The following is a 25338-nucleotide window of genomic DNA, read 5'->3' as shown; positions in this document are numbered from 1 at the left end:
TGAACCGATGAAAGGGAATTATTAACATGAAACAACACGTACGGAACTACTCAAAACTTGATGAAGCAGAAGCTAAGTCAATTGCAACAGCCTTTCTTGGCTTTGCAAATGGTGCCCCAGTCGATGAAATTGACGATGATTTACAAGAACAAATTGATCAATTAGCAACCGAATTGAAGCGTGGTAAGACACTTTCATACGTAATTGGTCGCTTGGGTGATTACCAAAAAGCTTACACCAAGGCTTTCAATGACCAAAGTCAAGACAAGGAAGCCCAAGCATTTTATAACGGAGTGCAAACTGGCATGAACTTCTTGGCCGGAGTCGGCATGGTACTTGATGGTCGGATTGATCAAGCGGGGTTAGCAGCTTTTCTTGAAGAAACTGAAAAAGAAGACACCACAAACGAAGGCTAATTGCGTTTCTGTATCTTGTCTGAAGTGGGATTGAATACACTTGGCCACTTCGTGTCTGGAAATTGCTTGGCGCACCACGCTGGAAGCAACCTCACAAGCCAAACTGTGGTCGGTCTTGTGAGGTTCGGATAAGCTGGGACTCTAAGGAATAAATTCCTAAGAGTCCTCATCTTATCCTCAGCGGAAATATGTGCTACAACAGTCTGCTAAAGCTTTAGCGGAAAATAGTTACCGATCATTGGCTAGAATAAAAAGAAAAAAAGCTCACTTTCTACCAAAATAAGGTGGAAAGTGAGCTTTTTTGGGTCTATTCCGTCTGACGTGGGATTCTCATTTCTGCGCTTTTGTTTAAGAGTACTCACGCATCACGGAATATACCTTAGACACTAGTTAGGGCATATCACAAAATTAGTGATAATCGATTTGGTTGAATCTGGATCCCAACGAATTACTGATCGATTGGACTTGTGTGTTATTTCAGTGGCGCAGTTGGTTTTTAACGAACTTCAGCCCACAATAGAGCCGCTTTTTGCTTTGCTATGTTAAGTTATCGAGCTTGGCTTGCATGATACTAATCAATTCAGACGGACCGTCGAGATGGATGTCATCACCGAGGTAAAGCACCCATTCGGCAAATTCGCGCAAACCCACTGCGTCATCTAGGACTAAGATTGTCCCAACTACTAATCGGGTCGCTGATTTATTGATGATTTGTAATTGGGGGAGATGGAAGCGATAGTATTTTTGCAACGAACGGCCGGTTAAAGTCAGTGTGACATTTGGAAGAGCCTGTTGGGGTGTTGCTGGAATAGCGAAGTCACTGGCTTGTCCGTTGGCATAATCGGCAATGGGCATGGCGAGCGGTTCAACGATTGCGCTAACACGGAAAGTGCGGGTATCAGAACGATCAAAATCATAGGCGTCTAAAAACCAGTGCCCACTGACTTGGTAGAACTTAGTTACCGCGACATGGCGTGTTTCGCTAGTATTAGGTTCACCCAATTGATAAGTAAAGCTCATAACGTGGTCTTGCAGGGCTAATTCGAGCATTGTTTGTAAAGTTATTAGTTCAGGGTTCACGGACTCGGGCACAACCAGTGAATCGGTCGTAGTACTAGTTAAAGCTTGTAACTCTAATAAATTTTGTTGTTGCGGTAAGACTAGTAAATCTGCTAGCTGACGCATTAAAGTTTCACGGCTCGCTTGAAATGGCTGGTTTAGTTGCGTCGCATGCCAAAGCGCAAGGTATAAAGCTTTAACTTGAGAAAGCGTGAACTGCGTTGGTGGGAGCATTTGGTCGGAAGCTACGCGATAGCCGCCGTTTGCCCCAAGTTCACTAGTGATGGGCAGCCCTTGCGCTTGTAACTCGGCAACGCTACGTAAAGCGGTACTGCGTGAGATGTCAAATTCGCGCATTAAATCCGCAATATGAAACACGCCGTGGTGGTTCACATATTGGGTCATTGCGGCTAAACGTGCAGCTTTCTTCGCCATTGATGTACTCCTATGTCTAATCTAAACAGTTATTGAATCTAGTATAGCAGTAAGGGATGGGGAATAAAAAGTCCTCCCTAGAAAAGAGGCTGAGAAATAAATCGGCCAGCCTGAAAAATAAGCGTGATTTCTCCTAGTAGTAAGGTAGAAATCACGCTTATTTGATTATTTGCGAGTTTGATGTAAGTTTTCGATTTCAACGACTGGGTAGCCTTTACGTTGCAGGGCGCGGATGATTTTTTGTAATAAATCATTTTCGACGTCGAGGGGCAATGTATACAAGATATCATCAAAGTTGCCATTTAAGGATGAACCAAACGTCATGGCCGCTTGAATATCAGTATACTTTGAAATTATTTTGGATGTGGTTTGTAAGTCGCCACGTTGGCCAGCCGTGCGTACGGTTAACACGTAAGAGCCTTTATCAACGTTCCAGTTAGATGATAAAACGCGCATCAAGTTGGTGTGGGTTAAAATCCCGAAAAAGTGGTTTTCGTGGTCAAGGACTGCAATGTAAGGTAAGTCAGCAATCGCAAAGAAAATTTGATAAAATTCGGAATTGATATTGATGTATTTAGTTGAGTTACGCATTAACGCGGTAACTGGTAGGTTCATATCACCGTTTTCGGACATGTGGCGGTAAATGTGCATTTTATAAATATTGCCACGGAATAATTGATCCGTACTGTCCAAAATAGGAATGGCCCGGAAATTTGAGCGCTCAAAAATTTCCAACGCTTCGCCAACGGTGGTATCCTCATGGACAATCGTGATGTCTTTTTTTGTTTTGATAATAGATATGTCCACAAGTACGCCTCCAATGAGAGTTTTCTAAGATATTAAACCATATTATCATAAATTTCCGAGTTAGCCTAGACCGATTGCGGTATTTTTGTTAAGAATAGTAAGTAAATATGTATTTTTGGTGAGAACGATTTCAAAGAAGCATCGGTGTATTTTAGGTTTGTGAATTATGTGGTGGGGCGTATGGTGTAATCCGCGCTGACACTAGAAAAGTGTGGGGAAGCCAGATTTAGAGTAAAACTAGAATGCTTTGCTGCTGAACATGGTATAATTGACAGATAATTATATATAACAATTGAACAAAACTGGGTTGAAAACATTTTTTCAGCCCATTTTGTGCGTACAACAAGTGATGAAAGAGGCAAGAAAACGATGAAGATGATTGTGGGATTGGGAAACATTGGACCTAAATACGCGGGGACACGGCATAATGTCGGTTTTATCGTCGTGGATGCCTTAGCTAAGGAACTTGGGGTTTCTTTAAAAAAATCTAAGCAAGAAGCCATGATTGCGCAAACGACAATTGGCACAGAAAAAGTGTTGCTGGTTGAACCAACGACATACATGAACGATTCTGGGCGTGCTGTCCGGCCATTGATGGATTATTATGACATTGATATTGATGATGTCATTGTTGTTCATGATGATATGGATCGCCCCATGGGTGCGTTACGATTACGGGCTAAAGGCTCAGCTGGTGGACATAATGGTTTGAAGAGTATTATCGCCCACACCGGTGAAGAAAAATTCAAACGGCTTAAATTTGGGATTGATCACCCAGCCCACAACCAAAATGCGGTAGTTGATTATGTACTCGGAAAATTTAGTAAAGACCAACAAAAGCCACTAAATGATGGGGTCATTTTAGCCATGCAAATGATTGAAGATTGGGTTGAAAATGACGACTTCCAAGCAACGATGAATAAGTTCAACTAAGCATGGTTGTAATTGCCGATAAACACACTGTGTTGAAGAGGATAGCCTTAAATAATTTCGGATAGAAGGAGTTATGATGCAACTTGAAAATTTAATTACCGCAACCTTGGAGTTCCAAAATGTCCAAGAACATGCGGCACCAAATTCGCGCCAACTAGTGACCGGATTGAATGGCTCAGCGCGCACGCTCTATTACAGTGCGTTATTTCAAGAAACTAAGCAAAGCCAATTGATTGTGACTGACACACAGTATCACGCCGATCAATTGGTTGAAGATTTAACGAGTCGTCTAGGTGATGAAATCGTCTTTAGTTTTCCTGCCGAAGATAATATCGCGGTCGAAATTGCCACGTCTTCACCAGATGCTAAAGCCGCCCGTATTCAAGCATTACATGCGATGCAAGGTGAGCAACCAACCATTGTTGTGACAGCAGTTGCCGGGCTCAGAAAGTTTTTAGTACCGGCGCAAGTCTTTAATGCGGCTCGTTTACATTTGTCATTTAATAACGAATTCGAAATGACAGAGCTGCAAGCACAATTAGCTGTGATGGGTTATGTCCACCAACCATTAGTCGAAAAACCAGGTGATTTTGCAATTCGGGGTTCGATTGTCGATATCTATCCATTTGAGCTGGATAATCCCATTCGGATTGATTTTTTTGATACTGAAATTGATTCAATGCGCTTCTTTGATGTCGCTAATCAACGCTCACTCGCAAGCATTGAAGAAATAGATCTATTGCCAGTGACCGATTTTGTGATTGATCAAGCAACGTTTACCACTGGCTTACAAAAACTTGATAACGCCATGAGTACCGTCCGGCAAAGCCTCCAAGGAGCGCATAAAAAACATTTAACCGATCATTTTGAAGCATTGTTGAGTGATCGACCTGGCGAACGGAATGCCGAGTTAGTCCTTTATTTAAAGTCATTTTATGACCACGTTGCCTCAGTTGCTGATTATTTAGCGGCGGATGGCATGTTGTTATTTGATGATTTAACCCGGATTCAAGATACTGAACAGAAAATTTTAGAAACTGAAGGGCAGTGGGTTGCCGAACAACTTGCCAAAGACGCCATTTTACCAGACATGGAATTTGGACACCGCTTGCTTGATATTGTCCATAATCATGAGCAAGCTCAAATCTTAATTGCGCAATTTCAAAAAGGCATCGGTAACTTAAAGTTATCCAATTTAGTGCAAATTAATACGCGACCAATGCAACAGTTCTTCGGACAAATGCCACTGCTGAAGACGGAAATGGAACGCTGGCAACGCCAACAGTATTCAGTAGTCATTATGGTTAACGGGCAAGAGCGGTTAGCCCAAGTTGCGGCTACGCTTCAAGACTTTGAAATCACCGCAGTCATTGGCACACCAGAGACAATTACCGAACAACAAGTCCAGTTAATTGATGGCCAATTGGCAAATGGTTTTGAAGTGCAAGGAGCCCGGTTGGCGGTAATTACCGAAGCTGAAATGTTTACTAAAGTGCGCAAGAAGGCACCTAAGCGGCAAACATTAGCGAATGCGGAACGAATCAAAAGCTATTCAGATTTGAAGGTGGGCGATTATGTTGTCCACGTGAACCACGGGATTGGAGTGTACGAAGGGATGCAAACGCTGGAAGTTCACGGCGTGCACCAAGATTACATTACGATTGTTTACCAAAAAGATGCCAAAATTTTTATACCAGTGTCACAACTAAATTTAGTACAAAAGTACACTGGCGCCGAAGATAAGACACCTAAAATTAATAAACTGGGTGGTAGTGATTGGGCGAAAACTAAGCGTAAAGTTACCGCACAGATTGAAGATATTGCGGATGATTTAATTAAGCTCTACGCGGAACGAGAAGCCGCCCGTGGGTTTGCGTTTGAACCACATACGGCTGAAATCCAGAAGTTTGAAGACGCCTTCCCATATACGGAAACGGCGGACCAATTACGCTCGACCGAAGAAATTTTCCGCGATATGGAACGTAATCGCCCAATGGACCGTTTGTTAGTTGGGGATGTTGGTTTTGGGAAAACCGAAGTCGCATTTCGGGCAGCGTACAAAGCGTTCTTGGATGATAAACAAGTTGCGATTTTAGTGCCAACAACCATTTTGGCGCAGCAACACTATGAATCGATGCAAAGTCGTTTTGAAGAATTTGGGGTTCGAGTAGGCTTGCTGTCACGTTTCCAAACGGCAAAACAAATCAAAGTAACGCTCGCAAAACTTAAAAATCATGAACTTGATATGGTCGTGGGTACACACCGGGTCTTGTCAAAAGACGTCGAGTTTGCTGATATCGGCTTACTAATTATTGATGAGGAACAACGTTTTGGGGTTAAACACAAGGAACGGTTGAAGGAATTGAAAACGAACGTCGATGTCTTAACCTTGACGGCGACGCCAATTCCCCGGACTTTGCACATGTCGATGCTCGGTGTCCGGGATTTGTCAGTGATTGAAACTCCACCATCAAACCGTTATCCAATTCAAACTTACGTAATGGAACAAAGCGGCGCAGTCATTGCGGATGCGATTGAACGGGAAATGAGCCGTGATGGGCAGATTTTTTATCTGCATAATCGAGTTAATGATATCGAAAAAGTTTCAGCGTATTTGAACACACTTGTCCCTGATGCGCGGATTGCTTATGCGCACGGGCAGATGAGTGAGTCGCAACTTGAAGGAATTATCTATGATTTCATCAACGGCGAATACGATGTGTTAGTTTCAACAACTATTATTGAAACCGGGGTTGATATTCCCAATGCTAATACATTAGTGATTGAAAATGCCGATCACATGGGACTAGCACAGCTGTACCAATTACGTGGTCGGGTTGGCCGGTCATCACGGGTTGCCTATGCGTACTTTACGTATCCACAAAATCGTGTTTTGAATGAAGAGAGTGAAAAACGCTTGGAAGCAATTCGTGATTTCACGGAATTAGGTTCCGGGTTCAAAATTGCCATGCGGGACCTTTCAATTCGTGGCGCTGGGAATTTGCTGGGCTCAAAACAATCCGGCTTCATCGATTCAGTCGGTTATGATCTCTATACGCAAATGTTAAATGATGCCGTCGCCGCCAAACGTGGTGATAAGCAAACTAATAAGACTGATGCAGAGGTTGATTTGGGCTTGGAAGCATACTTGCCAAACGAGTATGTTAATGATCAAGCACAAAAAATTGAATTATATAAACGGATTCGCCAATCTGAAACTGACCCACAATTTGAAGAAGTTGAAGATGATTTATTGGATCGATTTGGGGAATACCCTGATCAAGTCAAGAACCTCTTACGCTTGAGTCGGATGAAGGTTGCCGCTGACCATGCATTAGTCGAAAAAATTAAGCGTGATGGTAGCTTTATTTTTGTCACGATTGGCAAACAAGGAGTCAGCAAAATTGGTGGCCCAGAAATATTCGATACTGTCAGTGCCGGCAAGTTGAGTTCAAAATTTGTCGTGGCAGAACCGAATAAAATTGAAATTAAATTGGTGATTCAACCAACGATGGATCAAGAAGTTTGGTTGAATGAATTGGAATTGTTACTAGCAAAACTCCAAAACGGGATTGCTCAACCTGAGGTGGCCAATGAAAAATAAGCAAAGCGTCCTGCAAGGGGCTGTCTTGCTGTCATTAGCAGCCTTAATTGCGAAAGTATTGAGTGCTGTTTATCGGGTGCCGTTAGAAAATTTCGTTGGAAATACGGGGTTTTACGTTTACCAACAAGTTTACCCAATTTATGGTATCGGGATGACATTTGCCCTCAATGGGTTACCAGTCTTTATTTCAAAGATTGTCGCTGAACAACCAACCATTGCTGAACAACAAGCTGTCGCTAGGCGGTTATTTAAAGGTCTGACAATTCTAGGTGTTGGATTGTTTGCGCTGGTTTATTTGACGAGTGGTATCATGGCTAATGGTATGGGGGATGGGCAATTAGCGCCTATTTTACGTTCCGTTAGTTGGATGTTTTTGTGTTTACCAATCTTGTCGGTTGGCCGCGGGCTAGCTCAGGGACAAATGAATATGGTACCAACGGCATTATCCCAAGTTAGCGAACAAGTTGTCCGTGTGGTGATTATTATCGTTGTGGCATACTTGGCGATGCGCCAACATTGGAACGTGTACTTCATGGGAATGTGGGCGATGGCATCGGCACCAATTGCTGGAATTGTCGCGAGTTTGTTTTTCGTAAAAACTACGCACACGTACTTACAGCAACCAAGTACACCGGCAGTTCAAAAGGTGCGCCTGTGGCCACGTCTCTGGACGGAAGGGATGCTGATTAGTGCAGTGGCGGCGCTATTAATCATGCTACAACTGATTGATTCATTTACTGTTAAACATGGATTAACTCAGTTTGGTATGAGTTCGCTGGCAGCCAAGAATGCTAAAGGAATCTATGATCGCGCGCAGCCATTGGTACAATTAGGTTTAGTGGTTGCCACAGGGTTTGGAACGTCGCTATTGCCTAATTTACGCCAAGCTTTCTTACAAGCAAAAATTGCGCAAATGCAAGCGATGATTCAAACTTTGCTCCGATTAAGCTTATGGCTTGCGAGCGCGGCTACAGTGGGCTTAATTGCGCTAATGCCCCAAATTAATCAGTTGTTATTTGGGTCACGGGATTATAGCCAAGTGTTAAGCGTGTACATGGTCAGTGTGATTGCGATGTCGTTTGTTATGATGTTAGCAAGTGTCCTCCAGAGTATCGACCGCTACCAAGTATTAGTCGCCGGAATTGTAGTGGCACTGCTTAGTAAAGCCCTCTTAAATGTGTGGTGGTTGCGAAGCTTTGGGCTGATGGGTGCGAGCTGGGCGACGGTGGTGGCGTTAGTTTTGATGGTCATTGTCATTTGGTTGCAACTTCAACCAAGCTTACGCCAAAATCTATTTGGTAAAAAATTTATTGGTCAATTAACTGCGAGTCTGCTTATTATGGCAATATTTGTTATACTTATAGCACATGGGCTTGAGTACTTATATGGTACTGGCCGGGGGTTAACGGTGATAACGATTATTGTCGGGATGCTTGTTGGCGTGGCTAGTATGTTAATTTTAACGGTAAAATGGCACATGCTTGCTGAAAATGAATTATTAATGTTGCCAAAAGGGGAACGTTTAGTAGCCCTTTTGACACGCAAATAGAAGTGAGGAAAGATAATGCGTTTAGATAAATTTTTAAAAGTTTCACGAATCATCAAACGTCGGAGTGTCGCAAAAGAAATTTCTGATCAAGGTCGGATTTTAGTTAATGGTAAGAAGGCCAAGTCATCAACAAATTTGATGACTAACGATGAGTTGGAAATTCATTTTGGGAACAAAACATTGACGGTGCGTGTCTTAGCGTTATTAGAAACGACAAAAAAAGAAGATGCTGAGAAGCTTTACGAAGTATTAAAAGAAGATTACGAACAAGATTTTAATGCCGAATCGTGATAGAATGTGAGTATTGATTTAGTAGTTGATTGCAACAATAAACAAGTTCTTCGCGGACGATGATAGGTTGAAGGAGCACACGGATGGATATCAAATTAAATTCAAATTATGCAAAATCCGTGCGGAACGCAGCTGGTGCTAATAGTAATCGAGAAGCTTACTATCGGCGAATTCACTATCGGCGGCGCCGCAATATTCGTTTAGTGACGGTTGCGGTGTTACTAATATGTTTGTTTAGTGTTGGTTACAAGCTGATTCGTTTGCATGAAGTTAATCAACAGATTGCGACTATTAATAGTGGCGTGGTGAAAGCCAAAGCCACGAATCAAACGCTACAAAAACAAGTGGATTTACTCCACGACGATAACTACTTACAAGAATTAATCCGTGACAAATACATGTACACGAAAAAAGGCGAAGTGGTGTATAACTTGCCAAATTCAGATCCAAATTCAGACAAATAATAAATGACTAGAGCTGCGGGGAACCGTGGCTTTTGTTGTATAAGAAGTGTGGTGCAACTGCTAAATATCAGTGGTTAAGCCACACGTTAAGGACGTAAGCGATGGTGTTACAACAATTAAAACAGAATATTAGTGCGCAGCAATTGTTTAGCGCCAGCGATACTTTGGTAGTCGCTGCCTCGGCTGGTGTCGACTCTCAAGTACTGCTACGGCTCTTGTCGCGGTTACAACCACAACCTAAAGTGATTGTGGCGCACGTTGATCACCAATTACGACCTAGGGGTGCCGAGGAAGCGCAATTTGTTCAGCAAGTCGCTCAGCAGTATGGCTTTGAATTTGTTACAAAGAAATGGTCCAAAGCACAACAGCCGCAGCAAGGTATTGAATTGGCTGGCCGGGATTTTCGGTATGCGTTCTTTGCGCAAGTGGCTGATCAGTATGGTGCTACCAAAGTTCTAACGGCCCACCATGCAAATGATCAAGCTGAAACACTGCTGATGAAATTAACGCGGGGCGGGGATTGGCAACAATTAACCGGTATTGCGTGGCAGCGCCCACTTAATGCGCACGTTCAGGTTGTGCGCCCACTGCTAAACATAACTAAAGCAGACTTAATCACATATGCACAGGAGCATCATCTTGAGTGGATGGAAGATGAGAGCAATCAGGATTTGCAGTTTGCCCGCAATCGCTACCGCCACCAAATTTTACCGGCATTAGTCGCAGAAAATCCCCGCACGGTCGAACATTTGGCCAACTATGCACAACAATTAACGGCAATGGACAAATTGCTGGCCGGCCAAACACAAATCTACTTAGACCAGTTAAAAAAAGATAATGATTGGCGACAAGTTCCCAAAACATGGTTCCAAACAGTTGCCCAAGCATGGTTGAAACAAGAAATACCCGCAGTAAGTATTAAACAAAATCAATTAGACCAGCTTCAGCAGTTGTTCGATAATGCCAAAAAACCGACGGGAATGGTGCAATTGAATGCCAATTTACAAGTTGTCAAAAATTATCAGCAACTAAATATTCATCAATTACAAAGTTCGGAAATTAGTTCCGAACAATTTGGGCAAATTATGGTAACATTGAAGGAGTGGTATTTACTTTCTGATGGAAGCAAATTTGCCATGGATTTAATTACAAATGATGAACCGGAATTACCAGATAGCGTGCAACATCTTGACGTGTACCTTCGCGATGAACAATTACCATTGCTGATTCGCGGTCGCCAAGCCGGTGATCGTCTAGCAATTCAAAATGGGCATCAAAAAGTGAAACAAGTTTTGATTGATGCGAAAGTTCCACAGTATTTGCGTGATGCGATTCCGCTAGTAGTAACGCAGCAACAAGCAGTTTTGTGGGTATTACCGTACAAACAAGCATGGCAGGATACACCAACTAACTATCGTTTAAAATATATTCCAGCAAACAAACAAGAGCCGTAATGGCATATTTTGGAAGTGTAACTAAGAAGGAGAATTTGTCAGATGACTATGAACAACGACATTGAACGCGTTTTGTACAGCGTTGAAGATATCAAGGAAGCAGCTCACCGTGTTGGTACACAATTGGCAACTGATTACGCTGATAAGACCCCCATTATCCTTTCCGTTTTGAAGGGTGCAATTTTGTGGACAGTTGACGTAATGAAGGAAATGGATTCATACGCTGAAGTTGAATTCATCGATGTTTCTAGTTACCACGGTGGGGTTGCCTCAGCTGGTGAAATTATGTTGCGCACGGATTTGAATACCGACGTTAACGGCCGTGATATCATTATTATGGAAGATATCGTTGATACTGGTCGGACGTTGAAGTTCATGATCGACTTGTTGATGGAACGTGGCGCTAAGTCAGTTAAGGTCGCTAGTTTGTTAGACAAAAAAGAAGGCCGTGTCGTTGAAGCCAACGTTGACTACATCGGTTTTGATGTGCCTAAAGCTTTCGTAGTCGGCTATGGGCTTGATTACAAGGAGCTTTACCGCAACTTACCATACGTGGGTGTTTTGAAGCCTGAAATCTATACTTCAGAAGATACTGCAACATTGAATAGTCAAGATTAGTCAAGTGTGGTATATTACTAGCCATAAAGTTTAAAAATAAAGCTCTAACCGAGGAGGGCAAATATGAATAATCGACGGAATAATGGTATATTCCGCAATTCTTTCTTATATATCATTATCTTCTTCGCTGTTATCGGGATAATTACATTTTTTACCGGTGGCGAAGGACAAAATGCTACACAAGAAATTAATGCAACAAAATTCACGACGCAGTTACAAAAAGGTGCCGTGAAAAAGTACGAAATCCAACCAACTAACGGGGTCTACAAGGTTACCGGTAGTTACAAGAAGGCGATTGAAGTTAAAAGCAAAACGCCTTCGATTTTTGGTGGTACTAAGTCGCAAAAATATACTAACTTTACAACCACAGTCTTAGGTAATGATCCAGTTATCAAAGACATTCATCAGGCTGCTAAAGACGGCAAAGCCCAAGAAACGGTTAAAGCCCAATCATCTGGTATCTTGAGTAATATTTTGATTACGATTGTACCAATGATTATCTTAATCGGTTTGTTCTACTTGATGATGAGTCAAGCTGGACAAGGTGGTGGCGGTGGTAAAGGCGGCGTAATGAACTTTGGTAAGTCCAAAGCCAAGCCAGCTGATCCTAAGTCTAATAAGATTCGTTTCTCTGATGTTGCGGGTGCCGAAGAAGAAAAACAAGAACTGGTTGAAGTTGTTGATTTCTTGAAGGACCCTAAGAAGTTCTTGGGACTAGGCGCACGAATTCCATCGGGTGTCTTGCTCGAAGGGCCTCCAGGTACTGGTAAGACTTTGCTTGCCAAAGCCGTTGCCGGTGAAGCCGGTGTACCGTTCTACTCAATTTCTGGTTCAGACTTCGTGGAAATGTTCGTTGGGGTTGGTGCCTCACGTGTCCGTGATCTGTTTGAAAATGCTAAGAAGACGGCACCATCAATCATCTTCATTGATGAAATTGATGCCATTGGTCGTAAGCGTGGCTCAGGAATGGGTGGCGGTAACGATGAACGTGAACAAACACTTAACCAAATGTTGATTGAAATGGATGGGTTCGCCGATTCAGAATCAGTTATCGTGATGGCTGCTACCAACCGGGCCGATGTCTTGGATCCAGCTTTGCTGCGTCCAGGTCGTTTTGACCGGAAGATTCTTGTTGGTGCACCTGATGTTAAGGGCCGTGAAGCAATCTTGAAGGTTCACGCTAAGAACAAGCCATTAGCAGATGATGTTGACTTGGCTGTGATTGCCCAACAAACCCCTGGGTTCGTTGGTGCTGACCTTGAAAACTTGTTGAACGAAGCCGCCTTATTAGCTGCTCGTCGTAACAAGAAGACGATTGATGCTTCTGATCTTGATGAAGCTGAAGATCGGGTGATTGCTGGTCCTGCTAAGAAGAATCGCGTTATCTCAACCCACGAACGTGAAACAGTTGCGTACCACGAAGCTGGTCACGCCCTTGTTGGGATGGTGTTAAGTAATGCGCGTGTCGTTCACAAGGTAACGATTGTGCCACGTGGACGCGCCGGCGGTTACGCCATTGTCTTGCCTAAGGAAGATCAAATGTTGTTGAACAAGGATGACGCCATGGATCAAATCGCTGGTTTGATGGGTGGTCGCGCGGCTGAAGAAATTATCTTCAACCAACAATCATCGGGAGCTTCAAATGACTTCCAACAAGCAACTGGTATTGCACGTGCCATGGTTACGCAATACGGGATGTCTGACAAGTTGGGTATGGTTCAACTTGAAGGTGGTGGCGCAATGTTTGCTGGTGAACAATATGGTGGTAATGCACCATTCTCACAAGCAACTTCCCAATTGATTGACGAAGAAGTTCGTCGCATCTCTACGGAAGGCTTTACGGCACGCAAGCCAAGGAAATCATTGAAACACACCGTGATCAACACAAAGCAATTGCTGAAGCCTTGCTCAAGTACGAAACGCTTGATGCTAAGGAAATCAAGAGCTTGTTTGAAAATGGTCAAATGCCAGCTGATTTCTTAGCGAAGGAAGCTGCCGAAGAAGCTAAGGCTTCAACTTTTGAAGAAGCCAAAGCCAAGTTTGCCGAAAAGGATGCCCAACAAGCAGCTGAATACGCCCAAACTGACGGTGAAGAAACTGTTGATTCAGAAACTGCAACACCTGATACACCATCAAGTGATGCACCAACTGAATCACAAGCTTCTGATTCTAACGATGAACCACAAGCTTAACCACAAGTCTTTCAAGTTAGAACAGGCATAACTAAATAGTTAATAAAGATGGGACAACTGGTTTTAGCCATTTGTGCCATGCCAAATAGTTCGATTTCGCTCTTATTCCGATAAGGCGAAATCGAACTATTTTTTTATGGGTCCTATTTCGTCTGACGTGGAATTTATAAAATGTGATGAGATGTATGATGCCACTGCGTGACTGAAAATCACATTGTGCACCGAAATGGAAGCACATGCCCAAGCCACGTGCTTATGCCTGAGGTACGGCAACGCAAAACATTCCAGCAGTTTGTTTTCAACAAACAACTGAATCTAATCAAAACCCGATTAGATTAGCCTTCCAGGCTGAATGTCTGTCTTGGGCAATTCGGGATAGCTGGCAGTCTAATGCTAAAGCAAAAAGACTGCTCACATTTGTAGCTACGCTGGACAAATAAGGTCCGCTCGGCTCTACCCTCAGCGACAAACCCGACACGTGGTGTCACGTCCCATTTCGGTGTAAAGCCTGGTGGCCACAATGTGATTTTCAGTCACTCCGCTAGATAAGCGTTGAACTATTGATTACCGCTAAACTTGTAACGACAAGGATTACGGCATATTACTAGTCAGAATATCTACGCAAACTAACGAAGAGGCTGGAACCAGGCTGGACTTTAGCTCGCACCGTGATGGCATAATCAGTAACGGGTTTCGTTACTGATTATGGATTTGTGAAGATGCCGCGTTAGCGGAAACCAAAGCTCGCAAAACATTTGAAGACCGCACTGTGGCTTCAAATGCTTGTCTTCCATCACGGTGTCCAGACTGGTTCCAGCCTCGCAGTGGGAATCAATCTGAGACACATATCCAAATTCCACGCTAGAAAAATTTTAGCCTTTTATCGTAATCTATACGGGTTAATATCGGAAAACTGAAGTTTGTTTCGTAATATCAAACTTAAATTTGATATACTTGTACACAGAATATAGAATCGGAAGAGGCCAATTATGGAAGATTATTTAATTAAAAGTGTCACGGAAGACGGTAATTTCCGTGCCTACGCAGTAACTACGACCAATCTCGTTGCCGAAGCCCAAAAACGGCATGATACGTGGGCATCTGCGTCAGCTGCGTTAGGCCGAACTTTAACGGGAACGTTATTATTAGCATCATCAGTCTTGAAAGGTGATGATGAAATGACCGTAAAAATCGATGGCGGTGGCCCAGTTGGCGGGATTGTTGTCGATGGGACAGCTAACGGAATTGTCAAAGGCTACATTCAAAATCCACACGTAAATTTGGAACCAAAATCAGTGGGTCACATTGACGTGGCAGCTGCGGTTGGAACTGATGGGTTTATCACGGTTACTAAGGATCAAGGATTTGGTGATCCTTTCACTGGTCAAGTACCTTTGTCTTCAGGTGAAATTGGTGATGATTTCACGTACTATTTGGCTAAGTCAGAACAAATTCCTTCTGCGGTGGGGGTTTCAGTTTTTGTAAATCCTGACTTTACGATTGGCGCCGCTGGTGGGTTCTTAGTGCAATTGTTGCCAGGCGCTGAAGATGATGCGATTTCAGCATTGGAAAAGAAACTTGGTGAGATGCCATTGCTGTCAAAGATGTTATTAGATGGGCACACGCCAGAAAGCATTTTGGAATTCTTGTTTGGTGAAGGACAAGTTAACTTCATTGATAAAGTACCAGTTAAGTTTGAATGCGATTGTTCAAAGGAAAAATTTGCGGAACGGATGGCTTCATTGCCAGCCAGTGATTTGCAGGAAATTATTGATGAAGACCACGGTGCCCAAGTCGTCTGCCAATTCTGTGAAAATAAGTATGAATACAGTGAAGCTGATTTAAAGCAAATTTTAGCGAACCAAAAGTAGTCTAAGCAAAAGGATAGGTATGTTGTGATGGAATGGAAAATTGGTGATGTCACTATTCCCAATCAAGTTGTGGTGGCACCAATGGCTGGGGTAACCAACTCAGCATTTCGGGTGATTTCAAAACAATTTGGGGCGGGCTTAGTCGTCTGTGAAATGATTTCTGATCAAGGCTTGATGCATGAAAATCAAAAAACGTTGTCGATGTTGACGATTGATAAAATGGAACACCCTATGAGTATTCAGATTTTTGGGGGCACGAAAGCCGGGTTAGTTGAAGCGGCGAAGTTTATTGATCAAAATACCGATGCCGATATTATTGATATTAATATGGGATGCCCTGTACCCAAAGTTACGCGCAATGAAGCGGGTGCCCGGTGGTTACTAGACCCGAATAAAATTTATGAAATGGTTGCTGCAGTCGTTGACGCCGTCGATAAGCCGGTGACGGTTAAGCAACGGATTGGCTGGGACGATGCGCATGTCTTTGCCGTTGAAAATGCTCTTGCTGCGGAACGGGCTGGGGCTGCTGCCGTAGCTATGCATGGTCGAACACGCAAACAAGGTTATACGGGTGAGGCTGACTGGAACGTCTTACATGCCGTTGCCCAAGAATTGACGATTCCATTTATTGGTAATGGGGACATCAAATCACCAGAAGATGCCAAACGAATGCTTGAAGAAGTGGGCGCCGATGCAGCAATGATTGGTCGTGCAGCTTTAGGCAATCCATGGCTTCTCAAACGGACTGAACAATATTTAGCAACCGGGGAATTATTACCGGAACCGACTGCCATGGATAAAATTGAGTTGGCCAAGAATCATTTAGGTAAGTTAGTTGATTTGAAGGGTGAAGAAGTTGGCGTTTACGATTTCCGCTCACAAGCTTCATATTATTTAAAAGGGATTCCACGGGCGGCGCGTACCAAGGCGGCACTGAATGAATGCCATACGCAACAAGAAATGACGGATTTATTTGATGATTTTCTGGAGCAGACGTTAGCCCGTGAAGCGCAAAGCGTACTGTAACCGGCTGATTTTAATTTTATTGATGAATTATCACTAGAATGCTTGCAATTTACGACATATCTTGTCATAGTAATATTGGAATAATGCAGAAAAGAGGAATTATCGTGGCACAACAAGAACCTACAATGAATGATCAAATGATCGCCCGTCGTCAAAAGATGGACGATTTACGTGAACAAGGCTTAGATCCATTTGGTCAAAAGTTTGAACGGACTGCACTTGCAGCCGAATTACATGCAAAATACGATGATTTAGAAAAAGAAGAAATTGAAGAAAAGCACATCACTGTTAAGATGGCTGGTCGGATTATGTCAAAACGTGGTAAGGGTAAGGTTGGCTTTGCTGACTTACGCGACCGTTCTGGCAAGATGCAAATCTATGTCCGTAAAGATGTCGTTGGTGAAGAAAACTACTATATCTTCAAAAAGGCCGATCTTGGTGACTGGCTTGGTATCGAAGGTGAAGTAATTAAGACTGATATGGGTGAATTGACTGTGAAGCCAACTCACTTAACGCACTTGTCTAAAGCTTTGCGTCCATTACCTGACAAGTTCCACGGTTTAACTGACACCGAAACTAAGTACCGTCAACGTTACTTGGACTTGATTGCCAATGAAGAATCATTCGACAAGTTCCAAAAGCGTTCAAAAATCATTTCTGCTGTCCGTGCTTACTTGGATGGGCAAGACTTCACTGAAGTTGAAACGCCAATGCTTCAAACTGAAGCTGGTGGAGCCTCAGCACGTCCATTTAAGACACACCATAACGCCTTGAACATTGATATGTTTTTGCGAATTGCGCTTGAATTACACTTGAAGCGTTTAATCGTTGGTGGTATGGATCGCGTATACGAAATTGGCCGTGTCTTCCGTAATGAAGGAATGGACACTAAGCATAATCCAGAATTTACAGTATTAGAATCATATGCTGCGTTCTGGGATTTTGAAGACGTGATGGATGAAACTGAAGCTATCTTCAAGGCTGCCGCAAAGGTTGTCACTGATGATGGTGTTGTAGTTTACCAAGGTACCGAAGTGGACTTAGACAAGCCATTTGCCCGTAAGCACATGGTTGACTTGATTAAGGAACAAACCGGTGTCGATTTCTGGCAACCAATGACAGATGATGAAGCAAAAGCATTAGCTGATGAACACCACGTGAAGTATGAATCATACTGGACTGTGGGACACATCATTAATGAATTCTTTGAAACATTTGTTGAAGATACTTTGGTACAACCTACTTTTGTATATGGTCACCCAGTTGCGGTTTCACCATTGGCTAAGAAGAACCCCAAGGATGATCGTTTCACGGATCGTTTTGAATTGTTCATTCTTGGTGGTGAATACGCAAACGCCTTTACTGAGTTGAACGATCCAATCGATCAACGCGAACGTTTTGAAGCACAAGCAGCCGAACGTGAAAATGGTAATGACGAAGCTGAAGGTATTGATGAAGACTTCATTGAAGCTTTGGAATACGGTATGCCACCTACAGGGGGACTCGGAATCGGTATTGACCGCTTGGTAATGTTACTAACTGATTCTGAATCAATTCGCGATGTGTTGTTGTTCCCAACAATGCGTCCATAATAATTTATATGTAAAAGCTGATGTCCACATGGATGCCAGCTTTTTTTATTGCTATTGAATGCATATTACTACGCGTGTCTTATTAACACACTAACGCATAGCTGGTGGAGTATGTGTTCTTAAAAAGATGAATGACAAGTGTTAGTGAGGTTTCAATCAATCAGTTACTTTGTGATTACCCGAAAAAATCTACGAAAAATGGACGCAGCAGATTGATTAAGTGATGTTCATGCTACACATTTTAGTTAGTTATCCAGCATGTTAGCACAATAATTATATAAATTTATGGCGATTACACGCGTAAAACTCAAATAAACGGTGCTAATAGGTGCGAGAAAATATGAATTTGGGGAATGTTTTGATACTAGAATTGCGTTCGTTTTCAAGGAAATATATGTTTTTATTTCCTGATGGACATGCCGAATCGTTGATATATTAATGGTTGTAAAACGTTTAATGAAAACGCGGTCAAAAAGTGTGTTTTTTTTGTGAATTACTTGTTGACGATGTGCTGAATTAATTGTAAGATTATATCTGTTGTTGAGGAGCGCAAGTCGTTGCTGTCAAGCGATTCGGCTTACATCTTTAATAATAAAAAGTGTTGACATATTGATTGTTGGTTTGATATAATAATTAAGTTGTCAGATAGACACGTAGATCTTTGAAAACTGAATAAAGTTTTGACAATCAAATGATGTAAGGGTCTTAGATTTTGAATCTAAGATGTACAGATTTGCAAAAGTCAATTTCGCAAATAAATTGAATCAATTACCTCCCCCGGTAATTGATTCAGGATAACAAAAGAGTCATCAAGACTCAATTTTAAATTGAGAGTTTGATCCTGGCTCAGGATGAACGCTGGCGGCGTGCCTAATACATGCAAGTCGAACGGACTGTGGTGATTATGATCGAAGAGCTTGCTCGGAGAGATTAATCACAATGCAGTCAGTGGCGAACGGGTGAGTAACACGTGGGAAACCTACCTCTTAGCAGGGGATAACATTTGGAAACAGATGCTAATACCGTATAACAATTAGAACCGCATGGTTCAAGTTTAAAAGATGGTTCTGCTATCACTAAGAGATGGTCCCGCGGCGTATTAGTTAGATGGTGAGGTAATGGCTCACCATGGCAATGATACGTAGCCGAGTTGAGAGACTGATCGGCCACATTGGGACTGAGACACGGCCCAAACTCCTACGGGAGGCAGCAGTAGGGAATCTTCCACAATGGACGAAAGTCTGATGGAGCAACGCCGCGTGTGTGATGAAGGCTTTCGGGTCGTAAAACACTGTTATAAGAGAAGAACGTCAGTGAGAGTAACTGTTCATTGAGTGACGGTATCTTATCAGAAAGGGACGGCTAAATACGTGCCAGCAGCCGCGGTAATACGTATGTCCCAAGCGTTATCCGGATTTATTGGGCGTAAAGCGAGCGCAGGCGGTTATTTAAGTCTGATGTGAAAGCCTACGGCTCAACCGTAGAATTGCATCGGAAACTGGATAACTTGAGTGCAGTAGAGGAGAGTGGAACTCCATGTGTAGCGGTGAAATGCGTAGATATATGGAAGAACACCAGTGGCGAAGGCGGCTCTCTGGACTGTAACTGACGCTGAGGCTCGAAAGTGTGGGTAGCAAACGGATTAGATACCCCGGTAGTCCACACCGTAAACGATGAATGCTAGTTGTTAGAGGGTTTCCGCCCTTTAGTGACGCAGCTAACGCATTAAGCATTCCGCCTGGGGAGTACGACCGCAAGGTTGAAACTCAAAGGAATTGACGCCGAGGTGGATGACACAGGTGGTTGTCGTCAGCTCGTGTCGTGAGATGTTGGGTTAAGTCCCGCAACGAGCGCAACCCTTATTACTAGTTGCCAGCATTAAGTTGGGCACTCTAGTGAGACTGCCGGTGACAAACCGGAGGAAGGTGGGGATGACGTCAAATCATCATGCCCCTTATGACCTGGGCTACACACGTGCTACAATGGATGGTACAACGAGTCGCAAAGTCGCGAGGCTAAGCTAATCTCTTAAAGCCATTCTCAGTTCGGATTGTAGTCTGCAACTCGACTACATGAAGTCGGAATCGCTAGTAATCGCGGATCAGCACGCCGCGGTGAATACGTTCCCGGGCCTTGTACACACCGCCCGTCACACCATGAGAGTTTGTAACACCCAAAGTCGGTGGGGTAACCTTCGGGAGCCAGCCGCCTAAGGTGGGATAGATGATTAGGGTGAAGTCGTAACAAGGTAGCCGTAGGAGAACCTGCGGCTGGATCACCTCCTTTCTAAGGATAATACGGAAACTTACACATTTGTCAAAACTTTATTTAGTTTTGAGAGGTTTACTTCTCAATATTAATTGGATTTACCCAATTCCATGGGCCTATAGCTCAGCTGGTTAGAGCGCACGCCTGATAAGCGTGAGGTCGATGGTTCGAGTCCATTTAGGCCCATATCATGGGGAATTAGCTCAGATGGGAGAGCACCTGCTTTGCAAGCAGGGGGTCAGCGGTTCGATCCCGCTATTCTCCATTGTAACCCTCGGGTTACGATGTAAAACTTGTTCTTTGAAAACTGAATACTATCATTTAAATTAATTAATCAATTCAATTTTTAATATTTATATTATTAAATTGAGCCGAGAACATCGCGTTTTTTTGAGTTTTAAAACAATAGTTTTATCTCGCTTTAAAGGTCAACTACCAAGTTGACCGCTCAAAAATTAACCGTATCGAAAGATACTAGGTTAAGTTAATAAGGGCGCATGGTGGATGCCTTGGCACTAGGAGCCGATGAAGGACGGGACTAACACCGATATGCTTCGGGGAGCTGTAAGTAAGCTTTGATCCGGAGATTTCCGAATGGGGAAACCCAATTACGTGAGTAATTATCACCTGCTGAATATATAGGCAGGATGAAGGTAGACGTTGTGAACTGAAACATCTCATTAGCAACAGGAATAGAAAGAAAAATCGATTCCGGTAGTAGCGGCGAGCGAAATCGGAAGAGCCCAAACCTAGAAGCTTGCTTCTAGGGGTTGTAGGACAGAACATTGGAGTTACCAAGTTATAACATAGATGAATCAACTGGGAAGTTGAGCTAGAGAGGGTGATAGCCCCGTAATCGAAATGTTATAGCCTCCGTTCTGGATCCTGAGTACGGCGGAGCACGTGAAATTCCGTCGGAATCCGCGGGGACCATCCCGCAAGGCTAAATACTCCCTAGTGACCGATAGTGAACCAGTACCGTGAGGGAAAGGTGAAAAGCACCCCGGAAGGGGAGTGAAATAGTTCCTGAAACCATGTGCTTACAATAAGTTAGAGCCCGTTAATGGGTGATAGCGTGCCTTTTGTAGAATGAACCGGCGAGTTACGATAACATGCAAGGTTAAGGTGGAAAGACCGGAGCCGTAGCGAAAGCGAGTCTGAAATGGGCGAATATAGTATGTTGTTGTAGACCCGAAACCAGGTGACCTACCCATGTGCAGGATGAAGGTGCGGTAAAACGCACTGGAGGTCCGAACCCGTGTCTGTTGAAAAAGGCTGGGATGACGTGTGGGTAGCGGTGAAATTCCAAACGAACTTGGAGATAGCTGGTTCTCTCCGAAATAGCTTTAGGGCTAGCCTCGGAATTAGAATCACGGAGGTAGAGCACTGTTTGGACTAGGGGCCCATCTCGGGTTACCAAATTCAGATAAACTCCGAATGCCGTTGATTTATGTCCGGGAGTCAGACGATGAGTGATAAGATCCACCGTCGAAAGGGGAACAGCCCAGACCGCCAGTTAAGGTCCCTAAATATATGTTAAGTGGAAAAGGATGTGGAGTTGCATAGACAACTAGGATGTTGGCTCAGAAGCAGCCACCATTTAAAGAGTGCGTAATAGCTCACTAGTCGAGTGATTCTGCGCCGAAAATGTACCGGGGCTAAACATATTACCGAAACTGCGGGTGCCACGTAAGTGGCGCGATAGGAGAGCGTTCTAAGGGCAATGAAGCTAGACCGTGAGGACTGGTGGAGCGCTTAGAAGTGAGAATGCCGGTATGAGTAGCGAAAGACAGGTGAGAATCCTGTCCACCGAATGACTAAGGTTTCCTGGGGAAGGCTCGTCCTCCCAGGGTTAGTCGGGACCTAAGGCGAGGCCGAGAGGCGTAGTCGATGGATAACAGGTTGATATTCCTGTACCAGGTGTATTTGTTTGAACAATGGAGGGACGCAGAAGGATAATGAATGCGCACTGCTGGATATGTGCGTTTAAATCGTAAGTCTTGATAAGAGTCAAATGCTTTTATCTATAAGGACAAGCGATGATGAGGACCGAAATTTAAGTAGGGAAGTTCATGATTTCACGCTGCCGAGAAAAGCTTCTAGTTAGAATACATTTGCCCGTACCGCAAACCGACACAGGTAGTCGAGGAGAGAATCCTAAGGTGTGCGAGAGAACTCTCGTTAAGGAACTCGGCAAAATGACCCCGTAACTTCGGGAGAAGGGGTGCTGACCGCAAGGTCAGCCGCAGTGAATAGGCCCAGGCGACTGTTTATCAAAAACACAGGTTTCTGCAAAATCGTAAGATGACGTATAGGGGCTGACGCCTGCCCGGTGCTGGAAGGTTAAAAGGATGGCTTAGCTTCGGCGAAGGTCAGAATTGAAGCCCCAGTAAACGGCGGCCGTAACTATAACGGTCCTAAGGTAGCGAAATTCTTGTCGGTAAGTTCCCGACCCGCACGAAAGGCGTAACGATCTGGGCACTGTCTCAACGAGAGACTCGGTGAAATTTAAATACCCGTGAAGATGCGGGTTACCCGCGACAGGACGGAAAGACCCCATGGAGCTTTACTGTAGCTTGATATTGAGTGTTTGTGCAGCTTGTACAGGATAGGTAGGAGCCGTAGAAATCGGGACGCTAGTTTCGATTGAGGCGTTGGTGGGATACTACCCTCGCTGTATGACCACTCTAACTCACACCACTAATCGTGGTGGAAGACAGTGTCTGGCAGGCAGTTTGACTGGGGCGGTCGCCTCCTAAAAGGTAACGGAGGCGCCAAAGGTTCCCTCAGAATGGTTGAAATCATTCGTAGAGTGTAAAAGGCATAAGGGAGCTTGACTGTGGAGACTGACTAGTCGAGCAGGTACGAAAGTAGGGCTAGTGATCCGGTGGTTCCGCATGGAGGGCCATCGCTCAACGGATAAAAGCTACCCTGGGATAACAGGCTTATCTCCCAAGAGTCACATCGACGGGAGGTTTGGCACCTCTCGATGTCGGCTCATCGCATCCTGGGGCTGTAGTCGGTCCAAGGGTTGGCTGTTCGCCCATTAAAGCGGTACGCCGAGCTGGGTTCAGACGTCGTGAGAACAGTTCGTCCCTATCCGTCGCGGGCGCAGGAAATTTGAGAGGAGCTGTCCTTAGTACGAGAGGACCGGGATGGACATACCCTCTGGTGTACCAGTTTGTTCCCGCCAGAGGAGCATCGCTGGGTAGCTATGTATGGATGAGATAAACGCTGAAAGCATCTAAGTGTGAAACTCGCCTCGAGATGAGATTTCCCATTTCTTTATGAAAGTAAGACCCCTCAAAGATGATGAGGTAGATAGGTTAGAAGTGGAAGTGCAGTGATGCATGGAGCGGACTAATACTAACGTGGTGTCCGGTAAGATTAAGTAATAAATGATAGTATTCAGTTTTGAGAGATTAAGTCAAATTAATACCTCAGTAATTGATATAAGAGTGTGGTGGCGATAGCGCAGAAGATACACCTGTTCCCATGCCGAACACAGAAGTTAAGCTCTGTAGCGCCAAAAGTAGTTGGGGGATCGCTCCCTGCGAGGATAGGACGTCGCCATGCTTATATTAAATTATTCCGGCATAGCTCAGTTGGTAGAGCACCTGACTGTTAATCAGGTTGTCGACGGTTCGAGCCCGCCTGCCGGAGTACCAAAAGCGATGTTAATATAATGTTAACATCGCTTTTATTTCATAATTTTGATTATGATTTTGCCGTTTTAGCTCAGTTGGTAGAGCATCGGTATCGTAAACCGAGGGTCAGGTGTTCGAATCACCTAAACGGCATCATGGAACGAATAGTTTGGATAAGCGCTCTGATTATTGTTATTTCAATAGTTGGAGCGTTTTTTCGTGCGCGGTAAGTAAGCATGGTAGCACTGTTTATGGGAACGACGATGTTGAACAGAAACAAAAGTATGGGGGAATACTTTAGCGCAGCCTTGCGATAATAGTTTGTAACTGAGTGACAAATCGGGCGACAAAACCATTTTAGCTTGAATTTCAAGCATCTAATTTTCAATTGGTTGTCATATAAGTTAATCTGGGGATGGAGTTATATGACAACCAATTGAAAATGAATAAGTTAAAAATCGGTACAGCTTTATTATGTGCAGGTTTAGTATGTGGTGGAGTCGGTACGTCAGTAAGTGCATCTTCTGACGTGATGACAAATGAACAAACAGCACGTGCAGAACTGAAGTACAGTCGAAAGAAAAATATTCCAGCAAATATGCGTAAAAAATGGTATTGTACAGAAAACGGGTACACGCATAAGATTTCAATGACTGCTAAGACGTTAAACAAAGAAGGAATGAAGTTTAAACTTACTACGTCATCTAGTATCTTTGGAACGACAAAATTCAATGTTTCAAAAGTATCTGGTCAAGGAATCAAGAAAAATGTTTATGGTGTGGGGACTACTTATTGGAGTTTACTTTATCGTGTTGTCACACTCCGCGTACACGGTGTAAAGCAGAAAATGTTGATTGAATCAGGAACCGGAACTGCAGGCGGTGCACGATGGTTTGCTATGTATACTCAGAAGAAACAAAAGAATCAATATGCATCATATGATAGTGCAAGTGGCCCATACTCTGCGATGAAAAAAGTGCAAAAATTAAACAAAAAGTATTTTGGATAGTAGCACTATATTATTGAGAATTATGACCCGTAAGTGTGCAACGGACTGGACAACAAATATTGTGTGCACCAGATGTACCAAAGGTTAGGGACTAAAGTTAAGT

The 25338-nt window shown here is 43.6% G+C and carries 14 protein-coding genes, 4 tRNA genes, 3 rRNA genes and 1 pseudogene; 20 read left to right on the top strand and 2 right to left on the bottom strand.

Going from position 1 to position 25338, the window contains the following annotated elements; genetic code table 11:
• Window positions 1–26 precede the first annotated feature (26 nt).
• Window positions 27–416 (top strand): hypothetical protein, encoded by a 390-nt coding sequence (locus tag EQG49_RS05090; protein WP_133362955.1) that lies wholly within the window; start codon window positions 27–29, stop codon window positions 414–416.
• A 537-nt stretch (window positions 417–953) separates the two neighbouring features.
• On the opposite strand, the gene EQG49_RS05085 is transcribed toward EQG49_RS05090, so the two are convergent.
• On the bottom strand, window positions 954–1910 hold the full coding sequence (locus EQG49_RS05085) for a helix-turn-helix transcriptional regulator (RefSeq protein WP_133362954.1): 957 nt from the start codon (window positions 1908–1910) through the stop codon (window positions 954–956).
• Between the two features lie 165 nt (window positions 1911–2075).
• Complete coding sequence (cbpA, locus tag EQG49_RS05080; protein ID WP_243115753.1) at window positions 2076–2717, bottom strand: cyclic di-AMP binding protein CbpA; 642 nt, start codon at window positions 2715–2717, stop codon at window positions 2076–2078.
• Between the two features lie 369 nt (window positions 2718–3086).
• Here cbpA and pth point away from each other — a divergent pair, with 369 nt between their 5' ends.
• The 19 genes and pseudogenes from pth (at window position 3087) to EQG49_RS04985 (ending at window position 25235) form a co-directional block, all read left to right on the top strand.
• Window positions 3087–3650: an aminoacyl-tRNA hydrolase gene (gene pth, locus EQG49_RS05075; protein ID WP_133362952.1), complete on the top strand. Its 564-nt coding sequence runs from the start codon at window positions 3087–3089 to the stop codon at window positions 3648–3650.
• A gap of 76 nt (window positions 3651–3726) precedes the next feature.
• Entirely contained in the window at window positions 3727–7254 is a 3528-nt protein-coding gene (mfd, locus tag EQG49_RS05070) for a transcription-repair coupling factor (protein WP_133364532.1), read from the top strand.
• The gene (locus EQG49_RS05065; RefSeq protein ID WP_133362951.1) at window positions 7244–8803 is read left to right on the top strand and encodes a putative polysaccharide biosynthesis protein; all 1560 of its coding nucleotides are present in this window, start codon (window positions 7244–7246) and stop codon (window positions 8801–8803) included. The genes mfd and EQG49_RS05065 overlap by 11 nt, the downstream gene beginning before the upstream one ends.
• A 15-nt stretch (window positions 8804–8818) precedes the next feature.
• Window positions 8819–9094 carry an RNA-binding S4 domain-containing protein gene (locus tag EQG49_RS05060; protein WP_133362950.1) on the top strand — a complete coding sequence of 92 codons (276 nt, stop codon included), beginning with the start codon at window positions 8819–8821 and terminating at the stop codon, window positions 9092–9094.
• A gap of 83 nt (window positions 9095–9177) precedes the next feature.
• Window positions 9178–9558, top strand: a complete 381-nt coding sequence (locus tag EQG49_RS05055; RefSeq protein WP_133362949.1) for an FtsB family cell division protein — start codon at window positions 9178–9180, stop codon at window positions 9556–9558.
• A gap of 101 nt (window positions 9559–9659) precedes the next feature.
• Window positions 9660–11012: a tRNA lysidine(34) synthetase TilS gene (gene tilS / locus EQG49_RS05050; RefSeq protein WP_133362948.1), complete on the top strand. Its 1353-nt coding sequence runs from the start codon at window positions 9660–9662 to the stop codon at window positions 11010–11012.
• Between the two features lie 48 nt (window positions 11013–11060).
• Complete coding sequence (gene hpt / locus EQG49_RS05045; RefSeq protein WP_165964918.1) at window positions 11061–11630, top strand: hypoxanthine phosphoribosyltransferase; 570 nt, start codon at window positions 11061–11063, stop codon at window positions 11628–11630.
• Window positions 11631–11693: 63 nt separating this feature from the next.
• Window positions 11694–13822 (top strand): annotated as a pseudogene (ftsH, locus tag EQG49_RS05040) (ATP-dependent zinc metalloprotease FtsH).
• A 989-nt stretch (window positions 13823–14811) separates the two neighbouring features.
• Window positions 14812–15693 (top strand): Hsp33 family molecular chaperone HslO, encoded by an 882-nt coding sequence (gene hslO / locus EQG49_RS05035; RefSeq protein WP_133362946.1) that lies wholly within the window; start codon window positions 14812–14814, stop codon window positions 15691–15693.
• A 27-nt stretch (window positions 15694–15720) separates the two neighbouring features.
• Entirely contained in the window at window positions 15721–16719 is a 999-nt protein-coding gene (gene dusB, locus EQG49_RS05030) for a tRNA dihydrouridine synthase DusB (RefSeq protein ID WP_133362945.1), read from the top strand.
• Window positions 16720–16802: 83 nt separating this feature from the next.
• The gene (gene lysS, locus EQG49_RS05025; RefSeq protein WP_133362944.1) at window positions 16803–18311 is read left to right on the top strand and encodes a lysine--tRNA ligase; all 1509 of its coding nucleotides are present in this window, start codon (window positions 16803–16805) and stop codon (window positions 18309–18311) included.
• An 823-nt stretch (window positions 18312–19134) separates the two neighbouring features.
• Window positions 19135–20597: ribosomal RNA gene (locus EQG49_RS05020) — 16S ribosomal RNA — on the top strand.
• Between the two features lie 94 nt (window positions 20598–20691).
• A tRNA-Ile gene (locus tag EQG49_RS05015) sits at window positions 20692–20765 on the top strand.
• 6 nt (window positions 20766–20771) lie between these two features.
• Window positions 20772–20844 (top strand) — tRNA-Ala (locus EQG49_RS05010).
• 212 nt (window positions 20845–21056) lie between these two features.
• Window positions 21057–23974, top strand: a 23S ribosomal RNA gene (locus EQG49_RS05005).
• Between the two features lie 64 nt (window positions 23975–24038).
• Window positions 24039–24155, top strand: a 5S ribosomal RNA gene (rrf, locus tag EQG49_RS05000).
• Together the 16S, 23S and 5S rRNA genes with 4 tRNA genes alongside form the textbook arrangement of a ribosomal RNA operon.
• Window positions 24156–24169: 14 nt before the next feature.
• Window positions 24170–24242: transfer RNA gene (locus EQG49_RS04995), tRNA-Asn, on the top strand.
• Window positions 24243–24306: 64 nt separating this feature from the next.
• Window positions 24307–24379: transfer RNA gene (locus EQG49_RS04990), tRNA-Thr, on the top strand.
• A 289-nt stretch (window positions 24380–24668) separates the two neighbouring features.
• On the top strand, window positions 24669–25235 hold the full coding sequence (locus EQG49_RS04985) for a hypothetical protein (RefSeq protein WP_133362943.1): 567 nt from the start codon (window positions 24669–24671) through the stop codon (window positions 25233–25235).
• Window positions 25236–25338: the final 103 nt, after the last annotated feature.

The organism is Periweissella cryptocerci, from assembly GCF_004358325.1.
GTDB lineage: Bacteria > Bacillota > Bacilli > Lactobacillales > Lactobacillaceae > Periweissella > Periweissella cryptocerci.
This window is presented reverse-complemented; position numbering and strand designations above follow the sequence as displayed.